The 24,256-nt window shown below is 58.1% G+C and carries 23 protein-coding genes; 9 read left to right on the plus strand and 14 right to left on the minus strand.

Annotated elements, in window-relative coordinates; all coding sequences use genetic code 11:
- Positions 1-55 precede the first annotated feature (55 nt).
- The 5 genes from L7A20_RS05925 (at position 56) to L7A20_RS05945 (ending at position 5,116) form a co-directional block, all read left to right on the plus strand.
- On the plus strand, positions 56-1,450 hold the full coding sequence (locus L7A20_RS05925) for a M20/M25/M40 family metallo-hydrolase (protein ID WP_237222746.1): 1,395 nt from the start codon (positions 56-58) through the stop codon (positions 1,448-1,450).
- Positions 1,451-1,534: 84 nt separating this feature from the next.
- Positions 1,535-1,891 carry a HesB/IscA family protein gene (locus L7A20_RS05930; RefSeq protein ID WP_237185683.1) on the plus strand — a complete coding sequence of 119 codons (357 nt, stop codon included), beginning with the start codon at positions 1,535-1,537 and terminating at the stop codon, positions 1,889-1,891.
- 233 nt (positions 1,892-2,124) lie between these two features.
- Complete coding sequence (gene coxB, locus L7A20_RS05935; RefSeq protein ID WP_185172909.1) at positions 2,125-2,994, plus strand: cytochrome c oxidase subunit II; 870 nt, start codon at positions 2,125-2,127, stop codon at positions 2,992-2,994.
- 10 nt (positions 2,995-3,004) lie between these two features.
- On the plus strand, positions 3,005-4,705 hold the full coding sequence (ctaD, locus tag L7A20_RS05940) for a cytochrome c oxidase subunit I (RefSeq protein ID WP_185172910.1): 1,701 nt from the start codon (positions 3,005-3,007) through the stop codon (positions 4,703-4,705).
- A 9-nt stretch (positions 4,706-4,714) separates the two neighbouring features.
- Positions 4,715-5,116, plus strand: coding sequence for a cytochrome c oxidase subunit 4 (locus tag L7A20_RS05945; RefSeq protein ID WP_237185682.1), 402 nt, complete (start codon positions 4,715-4,717; stop codon positions 5,114-5,116).
- Between the two features lie 703 nt (positions 5,117-5,819).
- Here L7A20_RS05945 and L7A20_RS05950 read toward each other — a convergent pair.
- The 4 genes from L7A20_RS05950 to L7A20_RS05965 are packed head-to-tail and all read right to left on the minus strand — an operon-like array spanning position 5,820 to position 10,110.
- Entirely contained in the window at positions 5,820-7,484 is a 1,665-nt protein-coding gene (locus tag L7A20_RS05950) for a cytochrome b (protein ID WP_237210433.1), read from the minus strand.
- Positions 7,484-8,575, minus strand: coding sequence for a ubiquinol-cytochrome c reductase iron-sulfur subunit (locus L7A20_RS05955; RefSeq protein WP_185172913.1), 1,092 nt, complete (start codon positions 8,573-8,575; stop codon positions 7,484-7,486). The genes L7A20_RS05950 and L7A20_RS05955 overlap by 1 nt, the downstream gene beginning before the upstream one ends.
- Before the next feature lie 49 nt (positions 8,576-8,624).
- Complete coding sequence (locus L7A20_RS05960; protein ID WP_237193731.1) at positions 8,625-9,419, minus strand: c-type cytochrome; 795 nt, start codon at positions 9,417-9,419, stop codon at positions 8,625-8,627.
- Between the two features lie 52 nt (positions 9,420-9,471).
- On the minus strand, positions 9,472-10,110 hold the full coding sequence (locus L7A20_RS05965) for a cytochrome c oxidase subunit 3 (protein ID WP_185172915.1): 639 nt from the start codon (positions 10,108-10,110) through the stop codon (positions 9,472-9,474).
- Positions 10,111-10,348: 238 nt separating this feature from the next.
- On the opposite strand from L7A20_RS05965, the gene trpD reads away from it, so the two are divergent.
- Positions 10,349-11,389, plus strand: coding sequence for an anthranilate phosphoribosyltransferase (gene trpD / locus L7A20_RS05970; protein ID WP_237222747.1), 1,041 nt, complete (start codon positions 10,349-10,351; stop codon positions 11,387-11,389).
- 68 nt (positions 11,390-11,457) lie between these two features.
- On the opposite strand, the gene L7A20_RS05975 is transcribed toward trpD, so the two are convergent.
- Positions 11,458-11,841 carry a DUF3054 domain-containing protein gene (locus tag L7A20_RS05975; protein WP_237185678.1) on the minus strand — a complete coding sequence of 128 codons (384 nt, stop codon included), beginning with the start codon at positions 11,839-11,841 and terminating at the stop codon, positions 11,458-11,460.
- 226 nt (positions 11,842-12,067) lie between these two features.
- Here L7A20_RS05975 and L7A20_RS05980 point away from each other — a divergent pair, with 226 nt between their 5' ends.
- The 3 genes from L7A20_RS05980 (at position 12,068) to L7A20_RS05990 (ending at position 14,113) form a co-directional block, all read left to right on the plus strand.
- The gene (locus tag L7A20_RS05980) at positions 12,068-12,526 is read left to right on the plus strand and encodes an NfeD family protein (RefSeq protein ID WP_237222748.1); all 459 of its coding nucleotides are present in this window, start codon (positions 12,068-12,070) and stop codon (positions 12,524-12,526) included.
- Between the two features lie 30 nt (positions 12,527-12,556).
- The gene (locus L7A20_RS05985; protein WP_237204942.1) at positions 12,557-13,681 is read left to right on the plus strand and encodes an SPFH domain-containing protein; all 1,125 of its coding nucleotides are present in this window, start codon (positions 12,557-12,559) and stop codon (positions 13,679-13,681) included.
- Positions 13,682-13,774: 93 nt separating this feature from the next.
- Positions 13,775-14,113, plus strand: coding sequence for an RNA polymerase-binding protein RbpA (locus tag L7A20_RS05990; protein WP_135011868.1), 339 nt, complete (start codon positions 13,775-13,777; stop codon positions 14,111-14,113).
- Between the two features lie 68 nt (positions 14,114-14,181).
- On the opposite strand, the gene L7A20_RS05995 is transcribed toward L7A20_RS05990, so the two are convergent.
- The 9 genes from L7A20_RS05995 to L7A20_RS11985 form a co-directional block, all read right to left on the minus strand.
- Positions 14,182-14,916 (minus strand): polyprenol monophosphomannose synthase, encoded by a 735-nt coding sequence (locus L7A20_RS05995; protein ID WP_237222749.1) that lies wholly within the window; start codon positions 14,914-14,916, stop codon positions 14,182-14,184.
- Between the two features lie 115 nt (positions 14,917-15,031).
- Positions 15,032-16,081, minus strand: coding sequence for a hypothetical protein (locus L7A20_RS06000; RefSeq protein ID WP_237222750.1), 1,050 nt, complete (start codon positions 16,079-16,081; stop codon positions 15,032-15,034).
- Between the two features lie 34 nt (positions 16,082-16,115).
- Positions 16,116-18,956 carry a DEAD/DEAH box helicase gene (locus tag L7A20_RS06005; protein ID WP_237222751.1) on the minus strand — a complete coding sequence of 947 codons (2,841 nt, stop codon included), beginning with the start codon at positions 18,954-18,956 and terminating at the stop codon, positions 16,116-16,118.
- A gap of 107 nt (positions 18,957-19,063) precedes the next feature.
- On the minus strand, positions 19,064-19,912 hold the full coding sequence (gene tatC, locus L7A20_RS06010; protein ID WP_237222752.1) for a twin-arginine translocase subunit TatC: 849 nt from the start codon (positions 19,910-19,912) through the stop codon (positions 19,064-19,066).
- 100 nt (positions 19,913-20,012) lie between these two features.
- Entirely contained in the window at positions 20,013-20,264 is a 252-nt protein-coding gene (gene tatA / locus L7A20_RS06015) for a Sec-independent protein translocase subunit TatA (protein ID WP_237222753.1), read from the minus strand.
- Between the two features lie 5 nt (positions 20,265-20,269).
- Positions 20,270-20,584, minus strand: coding sequence for a hypothetical protein (locus tag L7A20_RS06020; protein ID WP_237222754.1), 315 nt, complete (start codon positions 20,582-20,584; stop codon positions 20,270-20,272).
- A 147-nt stretch (positions 20,585-20,731) separates the two neighbouring features.
- A complete protein-coding gene (locus L7A20_RS06025; RefSeq protein ID WP_237222755.1) occupies positions 20,732-22,681 on the minus strand; it encodes a helix-turn-helix transcriptional regulator in 1,950 nt (649 codons plus the stop codon).
- Positions 22,682-22,753: 72 nt separating this feature from the next.
- Positions 22,754-23,155, minus strand: a complete 402-nt coding sequence (locus tag L7A20_RS06030; protein ID WP_237185669.1) for an FKBP-type peptidyl-prolyl cis-trans isomerase — start codon at positions 23,153-23,155, stop codon at positions 22,754-22,756.
- 38 nt (positions 23,156-23,193) lie between these two features.
- On the minus strand, positions 23,194-24,246 hold the full coding sequence (locus L7A20_RS11985) for an FKBP-type peptidyl-prolyl cis-trans isomerase (RefSeq protein ID WP_272879214.1): 1,053 nt from the start codon (positions 24,244-24,246) through the stop codon (positions 23,194-23,196).
- Positions 24,247-24,256 lie beyond the last annotated feature (10 nt).

Raw genomic sequence — 24,256 nt, forward strand, 5'->3', positions numbered from 1 at the left:
TTAAGAATAACCAAGTTCGTGCGTAGATATACAGTCAGAGCGTATTCTGAGATGTATGACAACACACGATTTTGATTTTTCTGCCCGCCCGGCTCTAGCAACCTACATCGAAGAGAACTTTGAAGCTCAGCTTGAGCATCTAGCTGAGCTCGTGGCTATCCCTTCTGTTGCCTGGGAGTCTTTTGATCTTACTGAGGTACAGCGCAGTGCCGAAAAGGTGAAGAGCCTGGCGGAGGACGCCGGTTTTGAAAGTGTTGAGATTCTCTCAGCAACCTACGGGGAAGGCCAGCAGGGTATGCCTGCGGTCGTAGCCCACTCACCGGCTGCACCTGGCTTCCCCACCTTCTTGCTCTATGCCCACCACGATGTGCAACCAGCTGGCGACCGCTCCCTCTGGGAGACCGAGCCTTTTGTCGCCACTCGCAAGGGCGATCGCCTCTACGGCCGCGGAGCTGCGGACGACAAAGCTGGTGTCATTGCCCACCTGGCTGCCTTTAAGGCTGCGCGTGAAGTATTGGGCGACGACTTTAAGGTTGGCGTCACCATCTTTATCGAGGGCGAGGAAGAGGCTGGTTCACCCAGCTTTGATAGCTTCCTGCATACCTACCGCGACAAGCTTGCTGGCGACTACATCGTTGTAGCAGACTCAGCTAACTGGAAAACCGGCGTACCTGCTCTTACCGCGGGCCTGCGTGGTGTAGCAAGCGGTGATATTTCTGTACGCGTGAGCAGCCACTCAGTTCACTCCGGCATGTTTGGCGGCCCCCTGCTGGACGCCAACACCGTCCTTATCCAGCTACTCGCCACCCTGCACGATACTCAAGGTTCAGTTGCAGTTGAAGGTTTGGTTACTGCACCTGAACCTGACGTTGAATACCCTGAGGTCGATTTCCGCACCGATTCTGGCATTCTCGACAGCATGAAGCTGGCAGGTCAGGGTTCTATCTCCTCCCGCCTCTGGTCCCAGCCCGCTATCTCCGTCATCGGCATGGACATCACCTCGGTTGCCGAGTCCTCAAACACCATTGCTGCCACAGCCAAGGCGCGCATCAGCGTCCGCCTGGCTCCCGGCCAGAATCCCGCCGCAGCCCACCAGGCACTTGCCGAGCACTTCGCCCGCCACAACCATCACGGGGCAGAGGTGACCTACCATGCCGAAGACTCCGGTCAGCCCTACCAGGCCGACCTTTCTGGCAGTGGCGCCCAGCTAGCCCTGGCAGCGCTGGGGGAGGCCTGGGGAGTTGAGCCTGTCACCACCGGCATGGGCGGGTCCATCCCCTTCATTGCGACCCTCACCGAGGTCTACCCCGAGGCCCACATTCTGATTACCGGCATCGAAGACCCCGATACCCGCGCCCACAGCGCCAACGAGTCCCTCTTCATCCCCGACTTCCAGAAGGCAATCCTTGCTGAAGCCCTCATGCTGGCGGCAGCTCACACCGCCAACTAGGAATTCACTTGACTGCGAACATCTCGCGCCCCGTACCCAAGAGGCGTAAGATTGACATCAAAACACCCCACGAAAGGATTGCTTATGTCTGAGGCAGTACTCGAAGATCTCCCCACCCACGGCGTTAACCTCACCGAGGTTGCAGCCGGTAAGGTTCGTTCCCTGCTTGAGCAGGAAGGACGCACCGACCTGCGCCTGCGCATCGCCGTGCAGCCCGGCGGCTGTTCAGGCCTGATTTACCAGCTCTACTTCGACGAGCGCGTGCTCGACGGTGACGCCGTCCGCGACTTCGACGGCGTAGAAGTCATCGTTGATCGTATGAGTGTTCCCTACCTCGAAGGCTCAACCATCGACTTCGAAGACACCATTCAGAAGCAGGGGTTCTCCATCGATAACCCCAACGCCCAGGGCTCCTGCGCCTGTGGAGATTCCTTCCACTAAGCGTCTACCCAGCCCGCTTCACACGTGGGGGTATGCTCCGGCATACCCCCACTTTTCTGTTTCAGCCCGCCCAAACATGAAATACTTATGTAATGACACGTCAGTTCATTGACAGGTTGTCACCAGAAACGCCCGTTTGAGGGTAAGCTCGTATTGAAAGAATTAACACCTGGGTTAATGCTGTCCACACACAGCACCAGGTGACACGCACATCGCTACAGGAAGGGCCGTCTGTGAGTTCGCAGCATCGAACCAGCAGCAAGGGGCTTAAGGGCAAGGCAGTAGCCGCTGCCACAGCCGTTTCAGCGCTGCTCTTGACCGGTTGTTCAGAACAGGCATCAGTGGGCTGGCTGCCCACTCAGCGTGGTGTAACCGATAACGCCGATACCATCATGGACCTCTGGATTGGTACATGGATCGCTGCGTTGGCTGTAGGTCTTGTGACCTGGGGCCTCATGCTTTGGTGCATCATCGCCTACCGCCGTCGCAAGTACGAAACCGGCTACCCCCGCCAGGTGAGCTACCACGCTCCGCTGGAAATTTTCTACACCGCTATCCCGATCATCCTGATCGTCAGCTTCTTCACCTTCTCAGACCGTGCCGAGCGCGAAATCACCGCTCCCAAGTCTGAAACCGCCGATGTCACCATCGAGGTTTACGGTAAGCAGTGGGCATGGGACTTCAACTACCTCGACGAAAACGTCTACTTCGCCGGCGTCCAGGCTCGCCTCGACAAGGAAGGCAAGGAAGGCGTTGAGGAAACCCTCCCCACCCTTTACCTGCCGGTCAACTCAACCGTAGACCTGCAGCTCAAATCCCGTGACGTCATCCACTCCTTCTGGGTTCCCGCCTTCCTCGAGAAGCGCGACACCATTCCCGGCATGACCAACCACATGTACTTCACCACCGGTTCCGAGCCCGCTCGCTACCAGGGTAAGTGCGCCGAGCTCTGCGGTGAGTACCACTCAGAGATGCTCTTCAACGTTGAAGTTGTCAGCCAGGAAGACTACGATGCCTACATCCAGTCACTGGAAGATGAAGGCAACATTGGCCGTCTGGGTGACGAGTACAACCGTAACCCCAACATGAACACCAACAACTAAGAGGTAACCCGTGACTACTCTTGAGTATTCAGCTGAGACAACCGGTAGCGTTGTCCCGCGGGTGGTTCCTAAGTCCAAGGGACGAATCATCGTCAACTGGCTGACTTCCACCGACCACAAGACCATCGGGTACATGTACCTGATCGCCGCGTTTATTTTCTTCTGCTTTGCCGGTGTCATGGCTCTGCTTATGCGCCTGGAGCTCTTCACCCCCGGTATGCAGTTCCTCGAAACCAAGGAACAGTTCAACCAGCTCTTCACCATGCACGGCACCCTGATGCTGCTCATGTTTGGTACCCCGCTGTTCACCGGTTTCGCTAACGTCCTGGTACCCCTGCAGATTGGTGCACCCGACGTTGCCTTCCCCCGTCTGAACTCCCTGGCCTTCTGGTTCTTCCTGTTCGGCTCACTGGTAGCCATCGCTGGCTTCCTTACCCCCCAGGGTGCAGCTTCCTTCGGCTGGTTCGCTTACGCTCCGCTGAACAGCACCACCTACAGCCCCTCTGTCGGTGGTGACCTCTGGATCTTCGGTCTGGCTCTTCAGGGCTTCGGCACCATCATGGGTGGCGTCAACTTCCTGACCACTATCCTCTGCATGCGTGCCCCCGGCATGACCATGTGGCGTATGTCGGTCTTCACCTGGACCACCCTGATCACCGCAATCCTGATCATCATGATCTTCCCGCCGCTGGCGTCCGCCCTGTTCGCCCTCGGTATGGATCGCCGTCTCGGTGGCCACATCTTCGACCCCGAAAACGGTGGCGCCGTCCTCTGGCAGCACCTCTTCTGGTTCTTCGGTCACCCCGAGGTTTACGTTCTGGCTCTGCCCTTCTTCGGCATCGTTTCAGAAATCATCCCCGTCTTCTCACGTAAGCCGATTTTCGGTTACAAGGGTCTGATTTTTGCAACCATCGCTATTGCGGCTCTGTCAGTTACCGTATGGGCACACCACATGTACGTCACCGGCGCGGTCATGCTGCCCTTCTTCTCCTTCATGACCATGCTGATCGGTATTCCTACCGGTGTGAAGTTCTTCAACTGGATCGGCACCATGTGGCAGGGCTCCATCACCTTTGAGACCCCCATGCTCTGGGTTATCGGCTTCCTGATTACCTTCCTCTTCGGTGGTATCACCGGTATTATCCTGGCAACCCCGCCGCTGGACTTCCACCTATCTGACTCCTACTTCGTGGTCGCTCACTTCCACTACGTCATCTTCGGTACCCTCGTCTTCGGTATGTTCGCAGCACTCTACTTCTGGTGGCCCAAGTTCACCGGCAAGATGCTGAACGAGCGCCTGGGCAAGATTCACTTCTGGCTGCTGTTCATCGGCTTCCACATGACCTTCCTCATCCAGCACTGGCTCGGTGTCGACGGCATGCCCCGCCGCTACGCAGACTACATGCCTGAAGATGGCTTCACCTGGATGAACCAGCTCTCAACCGTAGGCTCCATGATTCTGGCAATCTCCATGATTCCCTGGTTCTGGAACGTCTACACCACCGCCCGCAACGGCAAGCGTGTTGAGGTTGATGACCCCTGGGGCTTCGGTGGCTCACTGGAATGGGCAACTTCTTGCCCGCCCCCGCGCCACAATTTCACCGCCCTGCCCCGTATCCGTTCAGAGCGTCCTGCACTTGACCTGCACCACCCTGAACTGTCCACCAACAATGACGTCGCTGCAGCAGCCCGCCAGGCAACTGCACGCTAGGAGGCCACTGTGAAACTTCTTGCTAAGATTTTCGGTTTCATCGGCGTCTTCCTGATTCCCGTTGGCATTGTCTACGGTCTGATGACTGACTTCACCGAGTGGGCCGGTTTCCCCGCGATTCTGGCTACCGCCGTGATGTGTCTCTTCCTCTGGTACTTCCTGAACTTCACCGACAAGAAGCACCCCGACATGCCCTACGAGAACCTCGAAGGTGAAATCGCTGATGGCGCTGGCGACTACGGCTTCTACTCACCGTGGTCATGGTGGCCCCTCTTCATCGGTGTTGCTTGCACCATCGTTGTTGTAGGTCTGGCTATCGACTGGTGGATCGTACTTATCGCCATCCCCTTCGCAGCAGCAGCTGTTCTGGGTTGGGTTTACGAATACAACCGCGGCGACCACGCCCACTAAGAGTCTTACGTGGCTCAAGGGGTGGGGCCCCTATCCGAAAGGATAGAGGCCCCACCCTTTTTGTGTCGTTTTTAGATTGCTGAGGGGAGAGTGGCAGGACGGCACAGGACGGCACAGGACGGCACAGGACGGCACAGGACGGCACAGGACGGCACAGGACGGCACAGGACGGCACAGGACGGCACAGGAGCCAGCCTGGCCCTACCAGCCCACACTAGGAGTGCGACACGCCGAGCCGCCTAAAGAATCTTTATTATGTGATTACCGGCCAAGAGCGCACGCCACCATGGTTCCCTGAGCTGGGAGACCATCCCTGTGGCGGGCGCTCAGCGGCATAGCCCCGGTTGAAAAGAGATACGCTGTGCCCCGCATCCTCAAATGCACAGCACAGCGGTTCAAAGGTTATAAGTCCCCTGTGAGCTGGGGGAGAGCCACCTCATTTACCCTGCATCTTGCGCAGAATGGGCCCAGCACACGCGACCTCGGGAGTGCGCTACTCTTTCAGAACTGTCAGCCATGTAGGGCAACAGCCCCAATACCCACCCACCGACTAGTAATTGGCGTTTACAAGGTGCAGAAAGCCCGTAGAGGAGATGATTGGCTCGGTGATTGGTAACTCTTCACGCAGGGCCAGCGAAAGCCTGTTAAAACACGTGTGGGGCACCCCGTCAGGGGTGCCCCACACTGTTACTACAACCGTATATTATTTTTCGATTGAGTCAGCCTTGTGGCCGTCAACCTCATGTGCACCGTGGTGCTCATGGTGAGCTGCTTCGAGCTCAGCGGGAGTTACGGCAACTACGCGGTCTTCGAACCAGATCTTTGAGAGACCTGCGCGGGTCTTCTCGATCAGGCCAACCTTGCCCTTCTTGTTGGGCTGAGCCGGGATGGGCTCGGGTGACTCGAAGGAGACCAGCTCGTAGCGGCGGTATTCGTCGAGAGGCTTGTGAACCTCGATGAACTCACCGTGGGGGAGCTGGACGACCTTACCGGTTTCGATACCGTGCAGTACAAGCTCACGGTCCTTACGCTGCAGAGCCAGGCAGATGCGCTGGGTGATGAAGAAGCCGATGAGGGGACCGAATACGAAGGTAAAGCGGAGCCAGTAGGCAACGTCGTTCAGCGATACATGGAAGTGAGTTGCAATCAGGTCGGAGCTTGCCGCGATCATCAGGGATGCGTAACCAATGATGCCTGCTACACCCACACCGGTACGGAAGGGGGCGTTGCGGGGGCGATCCAGGATGTTGTGGACTCGGTTATCCTTGGTAACCCACTGCTCGATCCAGGGCCAGAAGACCATGGCCATCATGACTGAGCCAGCCATCAGAGCGAAGGGGAGGAGGACGCTCAGAACCCAGGTACCACCGAGGAATTCGAATTCCCAGGGCCAGGGCCAGACGCCAGGCCACAGACGCAGGGCGCCGTCACCGAAGCCTACGTACCAGTCAGGCTGGGTACCGGCCTGTACCGGTGAGGGGTCGTAGGGGCCGTAGTTCCAAATCGCGTTGATGGTAAAGGTTGCGCCGAGGAAGGCGATGATACCGAACACGATGAAGAAGAAACCGCCAGCCTTGGCTGCGTAGACGGGGCCTACGGGGAAGCCAACGACGTTGTTCTCGGTGCGGCCGGGACCGGGGTACTGGGTGTGCTTGTGCAGTACAACCATGAACATGTGAATAGCCACGAGCAGCAGAAGCATCGCGGGGATAATCATGATGTGCAGGGTGTAGAGGCGACCAATCACAGCCGTACCGGGGAACTCGCCGCCGAAGAAGAAGAGCGAGATGTAGGTACCAACCAGCGGGATTGACTTGAAAATACCGTCAATAATGCGCAGACCGTTACCTGAGAGCACGTCATCGGGCAGTGAGTAGCCAGTGAAGCCAGCCAGAATACCGATGATGAGCAGGGTACAACCAACAACCCAGTTCAGTTCACGAGGACGGCGGAAGGCGCCGGTGAAGAAGACGCGCAGCATGTGCACGGTCATCGCCATCATGAACATCAGAGCTGCCCAGTGGTGAATCTGACGCATCAGCAGACCACCGCGGACGTCAAAGGAGATGTCCAGGGTAGAGGCGTAAGCGGCAGACATGTGGGTGCCCTTCATGGGAACGTAGGAACCGTCGTAGGTTACCGACACCATGGTGGGGTTGAAGAAGAAGGTGAGGAAGGTACCTGAGATAATCAGGATAACCAGGCTGTAAAGCGCAACTTCACCGAACATGAATGACCAGTGGTCGGGGAAGATTTTGCGACCAAATTCCTTGATGATGCCTGAAGCACCAACACGCTGATCTACGTAGTGGGCGATACGACCGGTTGAGGTCTTCGCCTTGTAATCAGACTGCATTGAAGTCGACATTATGCTTCACCTGCCATTTCCTTGATGTGCTTTGCACGCTCCCAGTAGCCGGGGCCAACGGGCTCGTGGAAGTCACTCTGGGCGACCAGGTAGCCTTCGGAGTCAACTGCGATGGGCAGCTGGGGCAGGGCGTGGCCTGCGGGGCCGAAGATAACCTTGCACTCTTCTGCCGCGTCAAAGGTTGACTGGTGGCAGGGGCAGAGCAGGTGGTGGGTGCGCTGCTCGTACAGAGCGATGGGGCAGCCTACGTGGGTGCAAACCTTGGAGTAGGCGTAGATGCCGTCGACGTTCCAGTTTTCGCGACCGGGGGTGACCTTCTTGATGTCAGCGGGATCCAGACGCATGAGCAGTACAACTGCCTTGGCCTTTTCCTCGAGGTAGCCGTTCTCGTGGGTCAGGCTAGAGAGGGTTTCGGGCAGGACGTGGTAGGCAGAGCCCAGAGTAACGTCGGCAGCCTTAATGGGGGTGCCGGAGGGGTCGCGCACGAGGCGGACGCCTTCGTCCCACAGGGTGTACTTGAGTACTGAGGGGTCTGCGGGGCCCAGGTCACGGAACAGGGTGACGAAGGTCAGGGGAGCGAGGATAACGGAACCGATGAGGGTATTACGAAGAAGCGGGCGACGCTTGATGCCTGATTCTTCGATGATGGTTTCAACGATTTCCTGAGCCTCTGCGCGGTCCTCTTCAGAGGTAACCGCGTGACGCTCTTCGACCATTTCGTGGTCGGGCATGAGTGAGCGTGCCCAGTGGACGATACCGATACCGATACCGAACATGGCAAAAGCGATGCCGAGACCCAGCAGAAGGTTCTGCAGACGAAGCATGTTGTTTGCTTCGGGGTTCATGACATCGTAGAAGTTGCCGCTTACCTCTACACCGAAGTAGCCAATCCAGAAAAGCAGGGAGCCCAGCATGGAGATGACGAATAGCAGAACTACCTGTCGCTCGGCACCCTTAGCTTTTTTGGAATCGACGTCGGTGAGTCGGGGAGCATGCGGGGGAAGTCCGGGGTTAGCGAACTTCTCCTGACTTGCCTCTTGAGAGGTAACTACGGCAGCCTTTTCATGTGCGCCGTCACTATGGTTTCCCATGTGTTGCCTCAAATCTTCCTTGGTACGAAATTTATGTGTGTGCGTGAGCTTATGCAGCTCGTGAAGTCAGCCAGAGGGTGAATGCAATGACGATGACCAGGCCGAGGGTCCAGATCAGAAGACCTTCAGACACGGGGCCGAGTGAGCCAAGCTTGAAACCACCAACCGATGCGTTAACTTCCTGGGACTTCAGGTAGGTAATGACATCGCGCTTTTCTTCGGGGGTGATGTTTGCGTCGTTAAAGACGGGCATGTTCTGCGGGCCAGTTTCCATAGCCTCGTAGATGTGCTTTTCTGAAACGCCCATCAGGGTAGGAGCAAACTTACCGCGGGTAAGAGCACCACCAACGCCAGCAGCGTTATGGCACATAGCGCAGTTTGCGAGGAATACCTTTGCACCGTTGGCTGCATCGCCCTTGGAAACATCGAGGTACTCTTCCTCGGGGATGGTGGGGCCTGCGCCGAGTGATGCAACGTAGGCTGCGAGCTGCTTAGTCTGCTCATCGTTGAACTGGCCGGGCTTCAGCTGAGCCTGAACGCCCTGCATCTGCATGGGCATGCGGCCGGTGCCTACCTGGAAGTCAACAGCAGCAGCGCCAACACCAATCAGTGAGGGGCCGTCTACTGAGCCTTCTGCGTTAGTACCGTGGCAGGTTGCACAGTTGGCCAGAAAGAGTTTCTGGCCTTCTGAGATGTCTTCTGCAGTGTAGGTGGTGCTTGTAGCGGCTTGAGCCTCGTTAGTAGCCGTGGCAACTGCGTAGAGGCCACCAGATAGGAGGAGGGCAAGGGCAAGCAACACGAGAGCTGCGAGCGGATGACGTCGCTTTTGAGAAAGTGCCTTCACGTCGTTGTTCCTTTGTGTGTGTGCTAGTTGGTTTACTTTTAGCGGTTACCGGTTACTTGAGGAAGTAGACGATAAGGAACAGGGCGATCCAGACGACGTCTACGAAGTGCCAGTAGTAAGAAACAACGATTGCTGAGGTTGCTTCGTAGTGACCGAAACGCTTAGCAACATAGGCACGGCCGATGATCAGCAGGAAGGCGATCAGGCCGCCGGTTACGTGGAGTGCGTGGAAACCGGTGGTGATGTAGAAAGCTGAGCCGTAAGCGCTTGACGCGATAGTCATACCTTCAGCTACAAGGTTTGCGTATTCGTAAGCCTGGACGGAAACGAAGAACGCACCCATGATGAAGGTGAGCAGGAACCACTCAACCATGCCCCATTCACGGACATTGAAGAGGGAACCGGTGCGGCGGGGCTTGAGCTGTTCAGCCTTGAAAACACCAAACTGGCAGGTAACGGAGCTCAGCACCAGCACGATGGTGTTGGCGAGAGCGAGAGGGACTTCAAGCAGCGGGGTGTTCTCAGCCCAAATATCGGGGCGAGAAGCGCGCAGAGTGAAGTACATTGCGAACAGGCCGGCGAAGAACATGAGCTCTGAGGCAAGCCAAACGACGGTGCCGACAGACACCTGATTGGGTCGATTCAGAGCGGCGTGTGCCGACTTACTTGGGGTATGGGTTGCAGTTGTCACATAGACATTATGTCTGTAAAAGTGCCCGTGAACCAATAGGTAAGGGGGTTTGCTAGGAGGTGTGTTGTAAATCCTGCATATCTTCCCCCTAATCTAGGGGTTTTTAGTGCAGGCTTGGCGACACGTTGTGTGTAAAACTTACGTAACCCAACGTCCAGCAACCCTGGTACGGAAAGTCCCCGCGGACGTCCGTCTCACGAGCTCGCCCGGGAACTAAAAGAACCGTAGAATGTGAGCCATGACAGGCACCATCACGTGGAAACTTATTCTCAATCAACTCGTAGCCCAGCAGAACCTCTCGTCAGACCAGATTAACTGGGCCATGCAAGACATCATGGCGGGATCAACCCCGGAAGCTATTATCGGAGCTTTCCTAGTTGGACTTCATGTTAAAGGTGAAACTCCTGAAGAACTTGCTGCACTTGCGCAAGGCATGCTTGATAAGGCAGAACACATAGAAGTTACCAGAGATGCTGTAGACATTGTGGGCACTGGGGGAGACCAGCAGAATACCGTCAATATTTCCACTATGGCCTCACTGGTGATTGCGGGGGCGGGTGTACCCGTCATTAAGCACGGCAACAGGGCCTCTTCATCATCAAGTGGAAGTGCAGATGTGCTGGCTGAACTAGGCATAAATCTAAACCTAAACATTAAAGATGTGGCAGGTGCAGTAGAGGCTGCGGGCATCACCTTCCTGTTCGCCCAGGTCTTCCATCCCTCCATGCGGCACGTAGCACCCGCCCGCCGCTCCATTGGCGTACCCACAGCCTTCAACTATCTTGGCCCCATGACCAACCCCGCTCGGGTTCGAGCTTCAGCCATCGGTGTAGCAGACCCCGAGATGGCTGAGAAAATCGCCGCCGTTTTCGCTTCCCGCGGGGACCATGCCCTGATTTTCCGAGGGAATGACGGCCTGGACGAAATTACCATTACCGGCAAGTCGCAAGTTTGGGAAACTTTCAACGGGGGAGTTGAACACCATTCACTAACTCCCACCGATTTTGGTATCGATTGTGCCAGCCTGGACGATCTACGCGGGGGAGATGCCCAGCATAACGCCCAGGTTGTTCACCAGGTTCTCGATGGGACTCCCGGCCCAATCCTCAACGCGGTTTTGCTGAATGCTGCAGCTGGCTTGACTGCTTACCGCCCGGTTAACAATAGGCCTTTCGCAGAGCGCTTTGAGGAAGCCCTGCAGGACGCTCGCCACTCAGTGGAGTCAGGTAAAGCTAAGGCTGTGCTTGAATGTTGGATTGCTTACAGCAACAGTAAATAACAACATAAAGGTGTGGCCCCAGACTTTCTGGGGCCACACCTTTTTAAAGACTGTCTACATCAAGAAATTTAGGCCTTGCGGCGTACCAAGCCAAGGATAAGGCGCCAGCCCACCAAGAAGACCAAGAGAGTAAGAGCTGAGACAAGAACAAAAGCAGTTGCCGCAGTATCGCCGAAGGAGAGGCGTAGGCCAAGCCCAAGCACCAGGGTGCTGACCCACATCATAAAACCTTCAAGCAAGAGGGGAAGCTGCCGCCTGGAGCTCACGGCCCACACACCAATATGGCCAGCGCAGGCTGCCAGCAAGAAAGGTGCGGCGGTGGCTAATAGCTGGGATAGCGGTTCCTGGTGGCTAGTGAGCCCGATGGCAATAAAAAGAAGGACGAGGGCCAGGTCAACCACGGCACGAACCGGCTGGGAAAAATATTTACCTGAATCAACTGAACTGAGCATAGTTTTACTCTAACGCAGGAGCGCTAAGCTCAGCAGCTGCGGAGTAAGCCGAGGGCGTCAGGGGAGCATTTTTAGCTTTACTTTACATAATGTATATTATCGGCTTTATGGAAAGCCTGGCTGAGCTGGCCAAATCCTCTCATACCTCACGTAATGACTAGCACAGAGAAACCACATCAGGGAGAATAGATAAGTACTAACACACACCGACCTGTGGGAGGTACACATGATTGATTGGTTCACACAGAACCTCTGGGCTTTCTGGCTCACCGCTGCGATTGTTCTAGCCATTATCGAGATTTTGATGCTCGACTTCATCTTTCTAATGATGGCCTTAGCTGCCCTGTCGGCAACACTGAGCACCACTTTCCTCGACTCCTTTGTTGGTCAGGTTGTTCTTTTTGCAGTTGTTAGCATCGCCCTTCTCTTAGGGCTCCGCCCACCGCTTATTAAGCGTTTCCATCAAAGCTCACCCAATATTGCGATGAACTCTGATGGGCTTATTGGCCAGGACGCTCTTATTACCCAGACGGTCACAGAGCAGGCAGGTCTTGCCCGTATCGCCGGTGATACCTGGACGGCCCGCCCCGAAAGCAACCAGCTGGTTCTCCCTGAAGGGTCAACAGCAACCGTGGTAGCCATTCGCGGTGCAACTGCCTACCTAGCCCCTCATACCACAAAATAACCTTTAACTTAAAGATTAAGGTCGTAACCTATGACAGCTTCAACCATCACCACAACCATCCTGCTTACAGCCCTCGTCCTCTTGGTGCTCATCACCCTGCTTAAGGCTGTACGTATTATTCCCCAGGCCCGTGCTGGCATCGTCGAACGTCTGGGTAAGTACCACACCACCCTCAACCCCGGCTTCCACGTCACCGTTCCCTTTATCGACCGCGTCCTGCCCCTCATTGACCTGCGTGAACAGGTCGTGTCCTTCCCCGCCCAGTCTGTCATCACCGAAGATAACCTGGTCGTCGGTATCGATACCGTGGTCTACTTCCAGGTGACCGACCCCAAGGCCGCGACCTACGAAATCACCAACTACATCCAGGCGGTAGACGAGCTGACCAGCGCCACCCTGCGCAATGTCGTCGGTGGTCTCAACCTCGAAGAAACCCTGACCTCCCGCGACCAGATTAACAGCGAGCTGCGAGGGGTTCTCGACAGCACCACCGGCCGCTGGGGCATCCGCGTCTCCCGCGTCGATATCAAGGAAATTCAGCCCCCGCACTCCATCCAGGACTCCATGGAAAAGCAGATGCGAGCAGAGCGTGACCGCCGAGCCGCAATCCTGACCGCTGAAGGCCAGAAGCAGTCCCAGATTCTAACCGCCGAGGGTGACTCCCGTGCTGCGATTCTACGAGCAGAAGGTGAAAAGCAGTCCCAGATTCTAACCGCCGAGGGTGACGCTAAGGCAGCTATCCTGCGTGCTGACGGTGAAGCCCAGGCTATCCAGAAGGTCTTCCACGCAATCCACGCCTCGAATCCCAGCCAGAAGCTACTGACCTACCAGTACCTGCAGACCCTGCCCAAGCTAGCCGAGGGCGATGCTAACAAGCTCTGGTTCATTCCCACCGAGCTGGGCGATGCCCTGCGCGGTATCGGCAACGCATTCTCACCCCTGGGCAATGAAGGCGCACCTGAGACCGAGGAAGAGTCTACCCCTGCGACTCCCCCGTCCTCTCCCCTGGTTGACACCCCGGTGATCCGTGTGACCCCTGAAGACCTCAACCCCAACCTCGACAAGCTCGATAGCGGCGTTGAAATCCCTCAGGAGGGCGAGCTCCCTACCGACGAATCAGCTGAGGGCACAGACCCCCACAGCCCCGGCGCCTAAAGGTTATAATGGGTATTTGGCCTGCACGGTTTACCCGCCTTTGAGTAGTCACAAACCTGCAAGCACTTCAGTCACCGTTTATGGAGGAAGAAAATGAGCGATCGCAGCCTGCGCGGTATGCGCCTGGGTTCACAGTCAATGGAAACCGAATCAGGCGTGGAGCCGGCTCCCCGCCAGCGTGTGGAATACCGCACCGAAGACGGTGAACGAGTCTTCGTTACCTTCGCGCAGGAAGCTGAGATTCCCGCAACCTGGACAGCCAAGTCCGGCAAGGAGGCCTTCCTAGTTTCTGGCGACGGCAAGGTTGAAGAGAACGCTGAAAAGCCTGTTCGTACCCACTGGGACATGCTCCTGGAGCGCCGTAGCGTCGAAGAACTCGAAGAGACCCTGCAGCAGCGTCTTGAGATTTACCGGGAGCGTCACGCCCTCTAGGCTAGCTTCCCTCTAAGACGAAGGGCCCCGCCAGTTATCTGGCGGGGCCCTTCGTCTATCAACTGCTATTACTTCTTGATGATGGAGCGGACGCGCTCTGCTCGGGCGGTCAAGCCCCAGCGGGTTACCTTGGTCATGGAGTCAACGATGATGTTGCCATCCATCTTGGAGCTACCGATTTCACGCTCTACGAAGGTGATGGGTACTTCTACAATTTTCAGGCCGGCCTGCTCGGAGCGCCAGGCCAAATCGACCTGGAAGACATAGCCCTTGGAGTCAATGCCTTCGAGGTTAAGCTTCTGCAGGGCTTCGCGGCGGTAGGCGCGGTAGCCCGCGGTGATGTCTTTGACCTTGGTGCCCAGAATCAGGCGGGTATAAAGGTTGGCGCCGCGGGAAAGGATCTGGCGGTGCAGGGGCCAGTTTTTGGTTTTACCACCGGGTACGTAGCGGGAACCGATAGCTAGGTCAGCTCCCCCTTCGATTGCCTGCAGGAGCAGGGGCAGCTGTTCGGGCTGGTGGGAGCAGTCGGCGTCCATCTCAACGAGCACGTCGTAACCAGCCTCAAGGCCCCAGTCGAAGCCTGCTAGGTAGGCACCACCCAGGCCATCCTTGACGGTGCGGTGGAGTACGTTGATGTAGCTGTCTTCTGCTGCCATAGAGTCGGCGAGCTGGCCGGTGCCGTCGGGGCTGTTGTCGTCGACGACGAGGATGTCGCAGTCGGGCACGGCTGCGCGCAGGCGCTCTACTACGATGGGAAGGTTTTCCTTCTCATTGTAGGTAGGAATCACGGTTAGTACTCGCATGCGGTCTCCTTGTCATGGCCCATCCGAAACGGAGGACGGCGTGTAAACCAGTTTTTCATTATATAGGGTGCAGATGCCCGAGCGTGTATCGCGGGACCGGGAGCTGAGGTGACGCCTAGCCCACTTTGTGGCCGCTGCGGTACAGGCTGACCAGTTCAGGGCGGGGCACGTCGGGGGCAAGGACAGGGAGCAGGGGGGTGCGGGCGCGCGGGTCGGTGCTCCAGGCGGCTATGCGGCTGTCGGGGGTCTGCACGATGAGTTCGGTGATGGTCCAGAGGGCGCAGTGGGCGGGGGCTCCGGGCACGAGCTGGCCGGTGAAGGGGTTGGGGGTAGACGCGGCGCGGTAGACCGCGCGGGTGCAGGCGGCAAAAGCGGCGCGAGCCGATACTGCCTGTTCTGTCTGTGCGGGATTGACGGCGGCGTTTACCAGCTCCCAGCCCAATAGTGAGGGTCGGGTACCGGGGTCTGACCCTAGGGTAACTGCAGCACCCGCCGCCAGGGCCCGGCCAAAGGCTTCGCCGGAGCGGTCGAAGTCGCCTGAGAAACCGAGGGTGACCTGTAGGTTTTTGGCTTGTTCCAGGTCACTGTGGTCTAGTTCGGTGAGACCCTCCAGGCTGGGGCTGATACGCAGACGGGCGAGGCCGTCAAGAGGCGCCAGATGAGCCAGGTACTCCCCTACCTGAGCCGCCTCGGTGACCACCAACATGAGCTGCAGGCGCTTTTCGGCCAGCAAAGCCAGTAACTGCGAGTTAAGCTCTCCAGGAGATGAGACAAAAATACCGCGGACGCCGGCGGGCAGCTCCCGGCCCCCTTCAAGGCTGCCTACGGGAAGGTAGTAGTCAGCAACTACCGCAGGGTGCGCCGCCGGGAGCTCCTGCACGAAATCAGTGAGCAGCAGGCGGGCATAGCCGTAGCCAGCTGCCGCTAGCTCATCGAGCAGGGCGGGAGCGTCCGCCCCGGTCGTAGAAGCAGCCGCTAGAGCAAAGCTGGGGGTGACCAGGCGTCCGCCCAGCTCCTGCACGGTCATGGAGGAATCCGCGATGGAGCGGGCACCGGCATCCTGCCCCACCCACTCCACCCGCCCCTCGTTCATGACCAGGGCGGTAGCAAAGGGGTCAGCGGGGCTGTAGACAGAGCCATCGAGCATGACAGTTGCGGGCATCATTGCCGTCCTTTCAAAATACTGACAGTACAACAGACTAAAGCTGGGTCGCTACCACGCCGCGGCGAAGCAGGTTGATAGCGGCCTCGCACTGGGTGCGTAGCTGGGGGTCAGACAACGCCACGTGGGCAATCTGATCAAGGCTGTCGATGACCTGTTTGGTCCAGCGCACGAAGTCGCCAGCGGCCAGGTCGGTACTATCGATCGCCTGGGCAAGGCTCTTGCCCCGCGCCCACTTATAGACGGGCCAAACCATACCGAAGTCGGGTGAAGCGGTCTGCGGTAGCCGGTGGAGTTTTTCGGCGTCGTTGAGCTTGTTCCAGTGCTTCAGCACGGTCATCAGTGCCCCCTCAACCCCCTGACCCGGGTAGCGAGAGAGCAGGCCCAGTTCGTCACGTTTGGCCTCGTAAACCAGGGCAGAAACCACAGCAGCGGTTGACGCAGGGTCCAGCCCCTGCAAGAATCCGTCCTCGAGACATAGCGAGGTCAGTAGGTCCTTCTCACCGTAAACCCGGCGCAGGGAGGCACCCCGAGTAGTAAGGACGCGGCGCCCCTCAACAGTTTCAACGTAACCGTAACTAGCTAACAGCTGGGTAATACGCTCAAAGACCTGGGCAATAGTGTTGGTGCGGCGCTCAATCTGACGGCGCAAACCATCGGTATCGCGCGACAGGCGGTACCAGCGCTCAGCCCACCGGGCATGATTCTCGCGGTCAGAGCACCCGTGGCAGGGGTGGTTGCGCAGGGCCCGGCGCAGCTCTTCAAACTTCTGTTCGTCCCCGCGCTCGCGCTCGTTGAAGTACTTCTTCTGAGACCCCGAGCGGGCAGGAAGCCCCTGATAGAGGGCCTCACGCATACGAGAGGCCATGTCACGGCGGTCCTTGGGGGTCTTACCGGTGAACTTCTTTGACACCTTAATCTTCGAAACCGGCAGAACAGGCCCGTCGAGGTCGCGGGGGTCAAGGCGGCGCAGCTGTGCCGCCATCGTCAGAATGGACGGGCGCGGGTCGTCCAGAGACTCGGCCCTGGCCAGCACCACGGCGGGGCCCGCATTACGGCCCCGAGGAATCTCGATGATATCGCCGGGCAGCAGGTCAAGGACGGACGCCACCGCCTGGGACTGCCGCAAACGGCTACGGCCCTTCTCGGCCTTTTTCTCAAGATCAGAAAGGTCACGGCGGATGCGAGCATACTCGGTAAAATCACCCAGATGGCAGGTCATCGCCTCTTCGAAACCTGCCAGAGCCTTTTCGTTCTTCCTCACCCGAGAAGCCACCCCCACCACCGACTTATCGGCCTGGAACTGGGCAAAAGAACTTTCTAGAATCTTCTTGGTGCGTTCAGTACCAAACTGGGCAATCAGGTTGGCGCTCATATTGTAGGTGGGTTTGAAGGAGGAGTTGAGGGGGTAGGTGCGCTTCGAGGCCAGGCCAGCTACCTGCTGGGGCTCTAGACCGGGGCGCCACATAACCACAGCGTGACCCTCAACGTCGATACCGCGGCGGCCCGCGCGTCCGGTCAGCTGGGTGTACTCCCCCGGCGTGATATCCACATGGGTCTCACCGTTGAACTTGGTGAGCTTCTCAAGCACCACCGACCGGGCCGGCATATTGATGCCCAGCGCCAGGGTCTCGGTTGCAAAAACCATGCGAATCAGCCCCTCAGAGAAGAGGGTCTCAACAACCTCCTTGAAGACCGGCAACAGGCCCGCATGGTGGGCCGCTACACCCCGCATCAGGCCTTCACGCCACTCGTAAAAACCGAGCACCGCCAGGTCACTGGTCTCAAGGCTAGCGGTAGCCTCAGCTATATAGGCCCGAATAGCCTGGGCCTCGGCCTCGGTTGTTAGGCGAATGTCGGCATCGATACACTGCGATACCGCAGCATCGCAGCCCACCCGCGAGAAAATAAAACAGATACCGGGCAGCAGACCCGCCTTGTCGAGGGAACGAATCATCTCTGGGCGACTAATGCGCTGGGGGCGGACGGGGGTGCTCACCTCATCCGCGCTGCTGCGGCGCTCGCGGTCATAGCCCTGGGACTGGTAGCCCTGGTTACGATTACGTTTGCCCTTGCCCAGGCGGGAGAAGGACTTGCCGCCCGGACCCCGCGAGGGGCGGGGGCGGCGTCCGACCCGCACCAGCTCTGGGTTGACCTCGGGCAGGTCGGTGGCGGCTGCGGCGTCCTCGACAGTGGTATCGCCAGCGAAGAGGTCCATGAGGTGGCGGCCCACCATCACGTGCTGCCAAAGGGGAACCGGGCGGTGTTCAGAAACGATAATGTCGGTCTGCCCGCGCACGGTATCGAGCCAGGCACCGAACTCCTCAGCGTTAGAGATAGTAGCCGATAGGGCGATAACAGAGATCGATTCGGGCAGGTGAATAATGCACTCTTCCCACACCGCCCCGCGGGAGCGGTCAGCCAGGTAGTGCACCTCGTCCATCACCACATAGCCTAAGTTGGCCAGGGTGGCGGAATCTGCATAGAGCATGTTACGGAGCACCTCGGTGGTCATCACGACCACGGGGGCTTCGGAGTTAATGGAGGTGTCGCCGGTCAGCAGCCCCACAGCGTCCTCACCGTAGGCTGCCACCAGGTCGTTGTACTTCTGGTTACTCAGGGCCTTGATGGGGGTGGTGTAAAAAGCCTTCTTGCCCTGCGAAAGAGCCAGGTAGATAGCGAACTCACCCACAATGGTTTTGCCGGCCCCGGTGGGGGCAGCAACCAGCACCCCTCTGCCGTCTTCAACCGAGGTGCAGGCCTGGCGCTGGAAGTCATCCAGGTCGAAGCTCAGGGACTGCTCAAACCGGTAGAGGGCGGTCTTTGAGAAGGTGGCGCGTTCTTTAGCGCGCAGGTACTGTTCAGCGTAGCTAGCCATATGTCTAATCTTAGGCGCTAGTTTTCGAACAAGTGCGCCCCACAGTCAGCTTTCGTTCCAGCGCGAACAAAAAACCGCCCCGGTGCTGTACACCGGGGCGGGAACGTTTAGGAGCGACCCAGCTGGTCGAGCTCTTCGAAGCTGGTGGCCCGGTTGAGTTCTTCGTCGCTAAGACCTGCTTCTATACGAGCCCGCTTCTTAGCTCGGCGTTTATCGTTGAGGAGAGATATCCCAATCGCAAGGAAGAAGAAAAAGAGCAGAGGAAGCATGAGGTAGACCATGGACATGATTTCGCCGCCAGGCGCAGCCATAGCCGCAATGATAGCCACGATTAGAACTACCCATCGCCAGGACTTAAGCATCGCCTTACCGCTAATTAATCCAATGAAATTAAGACCAACCAGGAGAACCGGAAGAACAAAAGCGATACCGAAAGCAAGCATAAACTTGACCACAAAACTGATGTAAACATCGGCTGTCAGTAAGTTGGTTGCACCGTTAGGGCTGAACTGGGTCAATGTTGAAATTGCGCTGGGGAGTAACCACCAGGCCAGGCCAGTTCCTAACAAGAACATCGGAAGTGCTGTAAAGGTAAAACCTAGTGTGTAGAGCTTCTCTTTTTTATACAGAGCCGGAGTGATGAAGGCCCAAAGCTGATAAATCCAAACGGGACTTGCAATAACCAGACCAATGTAGAGCGAAATTCGAATCATCTGGTCGAAAGGTGAAATTGCAGTGGAGTAGTTCAGAGCAGCAGTACGACCCTCTTCAGTGTTGATAGCGTACACCGGAGCACTGATAGCATTCATAAAAGGCTCATAGAGAAAAAATCCGCCAATAGCGCAGATTACAGTTGCTACTGTCGCTTTAATGAGGCGGTTTCGGAATTCGCGAAAGTGCTCGCCGAGGGCCATGGTGGCCTGGGGATTATTCTTTCGGCTGGTTGATTTAGCCATGGGTGCCTTCTGCTGAAACTCTTGGAGCCCATAAACCCGCACCCTGGTGGCCAGGGTACGGGTCGGGCGGTTAACTCACGAACGCTCTAGTGGCGAGAACTTAGTTCTGTGAGCCCTTGTTCTGGTCGGTAGTGGTGGGGTTATTGATGACCTCACCGGAAACAACGGAGTCGTTGGTATCGCCGTTTGCTTGGTTATTCTTATTGGAATCGCTCTTCAGGCCGTCAACTTCAGATTTGAAGATGCGCATGGACTGGCCGAGGCTGCGGGCCATGCCGGGAAGCTTGGGAGCACCGAAAAGGAGAATGACGATGATGACTAGGACGACCCAGTGCCAACCTTGAATATTCATTAGTATCACCTTTCTTGAAGACGTTTGAGGTCTCCGAGGAGTTGGGGCTGACCTAGTTCATCACGGCGCTGGGAGCGACGGCGAGCTCGGTCGAGCGTTCGAGTGTTTTTGCCCTGGATGTAGTCTGCGTAGGCGGATCCTACGGGGGTGAAAAGAGCCGGTTGAGGTTCTTCTCTGAGGGGCTGGGCGTGGCTAGCCTGCCCCAGTGCATCCGTAATGGTGGACTCCCACTCTTGGGCGGCGTCGAGTGCCCCCAAGGCTTTGCGGAAGACGCGGTATAGCAGCCAGGCTAGCAGGCAGAGCGAGCTCACGACGAGCACGGTCCACAAAACTATCCAAAACCACCAAGGCATAGTGACAATTATATATGCCAATCGGCAACAGTTTTGAGAATATTTTGCTGTGGCCTTGCACTGATTCTGCTGGGTGTTGGGTTGCCAGCGGTTGCAGGGCTTTATTTTGACCGGCTAGTCACCCAGCAGCTCAAGCAGGCTAGCCCGCAGGTGGTCGGGGCTTAGTAGTCGGACGGTGGGTCCAAGATCTATCAGAAGTTGCAGGGCCCACAGCGTATGGGCAACCGGTATTTTGTAGAAGGTCACACCGTTTTCTTCGGCGATTTCAAGCGCATACCGCTGCAAAACGCTGTGGGTCTTTTCCCGTAGGGCAGGGGGTAGGCTTTTCGAAACGGCCAAAATCATCATTTCGGCAGCTACCTGCCCCTTGGTGAGCTGGGTGAGCCAGCTTCGGGGGCTGATAGGGGCGGACGTGCCCTCCCCCGCCTCGGGTTCAGTCAGCACCTGCTGGGTGAAGCTATCACCCTCAACCGGGGCCATACTCAATATCTGGTCAAGCCTAAAGTGCCGCACCTGCCCGCTCAGCCGGCACCAGGCTTGCAGGTAGCGGGGCCCGTTATCAACGATGAGGGCCAGCGGTTCAATGACGCGGCGGGAGACAGACCGGTGGGAGCTGTAGGTGATATCGAGGGGAATCTGCTGATCAAGAGCCCGCTGTACTAGGGGGTCAAGATCGGCCCGATAGACCCCTACCCGTTCAGGCATGGGCGCAACCTCGGGTAGGTTCTCGGTAGCAACCGAGGCCCACACTTTCTGTCGTAGGTGGCGGTAAAAGGACTCTGTATCGAGACTGGCCGACAGGTCGAGAGCCAGGCTCAGCGCCAGGGCCTCGGTTTCGGTCAGTGATACACCGCGGGTCAGCACCTGCTGCCCCCGCAGGGTCACGAACCCCGCAGAGTTAATGTCTAGGTTCAAAGACTCGAACCCGAGGCTGCTGGCTAAACCTTCCAGCTGGGTGCGGGCCTTCTGCTCCGTCGTTGAAAAGAAATCTGCCAGGGTAGCAAGGGGCAGACCCCCGGTACTCTCAATCAGGGACACCATGAGCAGAAGCCTCATGAGCTGATCGGAAGCACTTTCACGGGCCCGCTGAGCAGCTACAGGCTTCCAGGCCTTTGTTCGTTCAGGAGCAGCGATATTGGGCGCCGGGGTGTGCCAGGCTCGCAGCTCCTGCCGTAGTCTTTCCTCTTCATCAGCGACCTTCTGCTGGTAGTCCCCCACCACGCCAGGAGCTGATGTGCCCTCCGGGAGCCGGTGGGTGCGTCCGCCCTTCATCGCCTGCAGGGCAGACTCCACCACCCCGTAGGAGGGAGCCAGCTGCACCCCGTCCGCCCCCTTCCCGGGCAGCAGGGGCACGGTAGCTACCTGCGGAACCTGCTCAGGTTCAAGGGCAGCTAGCTCCCGCACCATCGAAAAAGAGGCAGGGGGCTGCGGCCCCTCAACAGCCAGAACAGACAAACCTGCCGCCCGATCAAGCCTAAAAATACGCTGGCCCTGCCGGGCCCTATCCCAGCCCACCAGGTACCAGTGACCAAACCGCAAACCCAGCCCCCAGCAGGTAACCGTGCGCACCTCGTCCCTACCGGTATAGCGAAAACTCACGCCCTTACCCTCAGCCACCGCCGCCAGGCACTCGGCAACCCCGGGGACCGTGGTAAACCGGGCGGGCTCCCCCAGCTCACCACCCAGACGCTGGCCCACACTCGCCCCCACCTTGAGCAGGGCAGCACGAGCCAACCGCTCCACCTCGGTCCCCTCCCAGGCCCGCGCACAGTGGCTCAGCACCACCACGTCCAAGGCCGAAAAATCAGCCACCGCCTGCGACTTAGCCTCAAGCCGATACACAAAGCCCAGCCGAGAACGATCAGCCCGCTCAGCCACCAGCTCAACACCCAGGGCCCGTAAGACCTGCTTATCGCGCTCAAACATACGCTCAAACGCAGCATCGGTCGCCGCCTGGTCATAACCCGGCACCCGCTGGCGCACAGCATCCCGATCCAGCCCCCAAGGGGCAGACGAAAGCACATCAAGTAAGGCAGCAGCACGTTCAACAGCTTTAGAAGTCACATACATAAAGATAGCCCCCGGCTCTTTCGAACCGGGGGCCAAACACGCGCAGGCACAAGCCCGCAGCGAGAATTAACGCTTGATGACGTCTACCAGGTCAACCACAAAAATCAGTGATTCGTTAGGGCCAATAGCAGAACCGGCACCGCGGGAACCGTAAGCCATCTCGCTGGGGATCTCCAGGCGACGGCGGCCGCCCACCTTCATACCCAGCAGGCCCTCGTCCCAGCCGCGGATCACCATACCGACACCAACCTGGAAACGCAGGGGCTCACCGCGACCCCAGGAAGAATCAAACTCTTCACCGGTGGAGAAAGCTACACCCACGTAGTGAGCTGAAACAGTATCGCCAGCCTCAACGACCTCGCCAGCACCCTCAATCTCATCGATGATGATGAGTTCTTCGGGGGTGCCACCTTCGGGGAAATCGATTTCGGGCTTGCTACGGTCGAGATTACGCTGACCAAATGACATGAGGTTTTACCTTTTCTAATCGAGTGATAACAGAGGTCTTATTCGCTAGCTGAAGCGGTAGCTTCAGCGCTCGCAGACTCAGAAGCAGACTCGGTAGCGGTTGCGCTGGCATCTGCGGACGCGTCGGCTGAGGCGCTAGCTGATGCTGCGGCGGTGCGGGTGGGTGAGGAGCCCAGGATGTCTACCACGAAGACCAGGGCACCTTCGGGGGCGCCGCTGGTGGCGGCGTCCTCACCGTAGGCCAGCTCGCTGGGGATGACCAGCAGGACGCGGGAACCGACGGTCTTACCGGCCAGGCCCTGCTTCCAGCCCTCGATGACGCCGTTCAGGGAGAGGGCGGTGGGGGTAGCGCCGAAGTTACCGTCGAACTGGGTGCCGTCTGACCAGGTCACGCCAACGTAGTTGACGTAGAGGGTGTCGGATTCACTCACGGTTGCACCGGTGCCGGTGATGAGGTCTTCGGTGTAAAGCTCGGTGGGGGCATCGCCGCGGTCTGGTGACAGGGTCAGGGTGGCGGTGCCGTCATCGGCAAGGGAGAAGCTTTCCAGGGCGGATGACTTCTTCTCGTTCTCGGTGCCTTCAGCGCTCTTGAGCAGCTTACCGGAGACGGTGTAGACCTCTACGTTGGTGGCGGTGCCTGCTGAAACGGTGGGGGTTGCCTCAGCGGTTGAGGTGGAGGTGGTATCGATGTTGGTGGAGTAAGAGAAGGACATACCGACCTTTGAGCCGATCAGAATGTCGTATAGCTCGGGGGCGGCGTTCTTCAGGTCTTCGCCCACGGGGATAATCATGGGTGCGTCGGTGTAGGTGGTGCCCAGGGAGGTGCCGTCGGCTCCGCTGAAGACGGTGGCGTCAACGAGCAGGCTGTCGCCGTCCTCGATGGTGGCGCCGTCGCCGTCCTCAATCTTGTAGGCTTCGGTGCCGTTGGCTGCGAAGGGGGTTGCGAAGGAAACCGAGGGTTCGGCGGTTGCCCCGTTCATGGAGTAGTCGACATCTGAGAGGCTGCTGCCGCTGCCGGAGCCGCCGCAGGCAGACAGAACGAGGGCGAGCACGGCGCCGCTGGATGCGAAAAGGGCTGACTTTTTCTTCACTGGTTTCACT

Source organism: Rothia nasimurium, assembly GCF_928381415.1.
Taxonomy (GTDB): Bacteria; Actinomycetota; Actinomycetes; order Actinomycetales; family Micrococcaceae; genus Rothia; species Rothia nasimurium_H.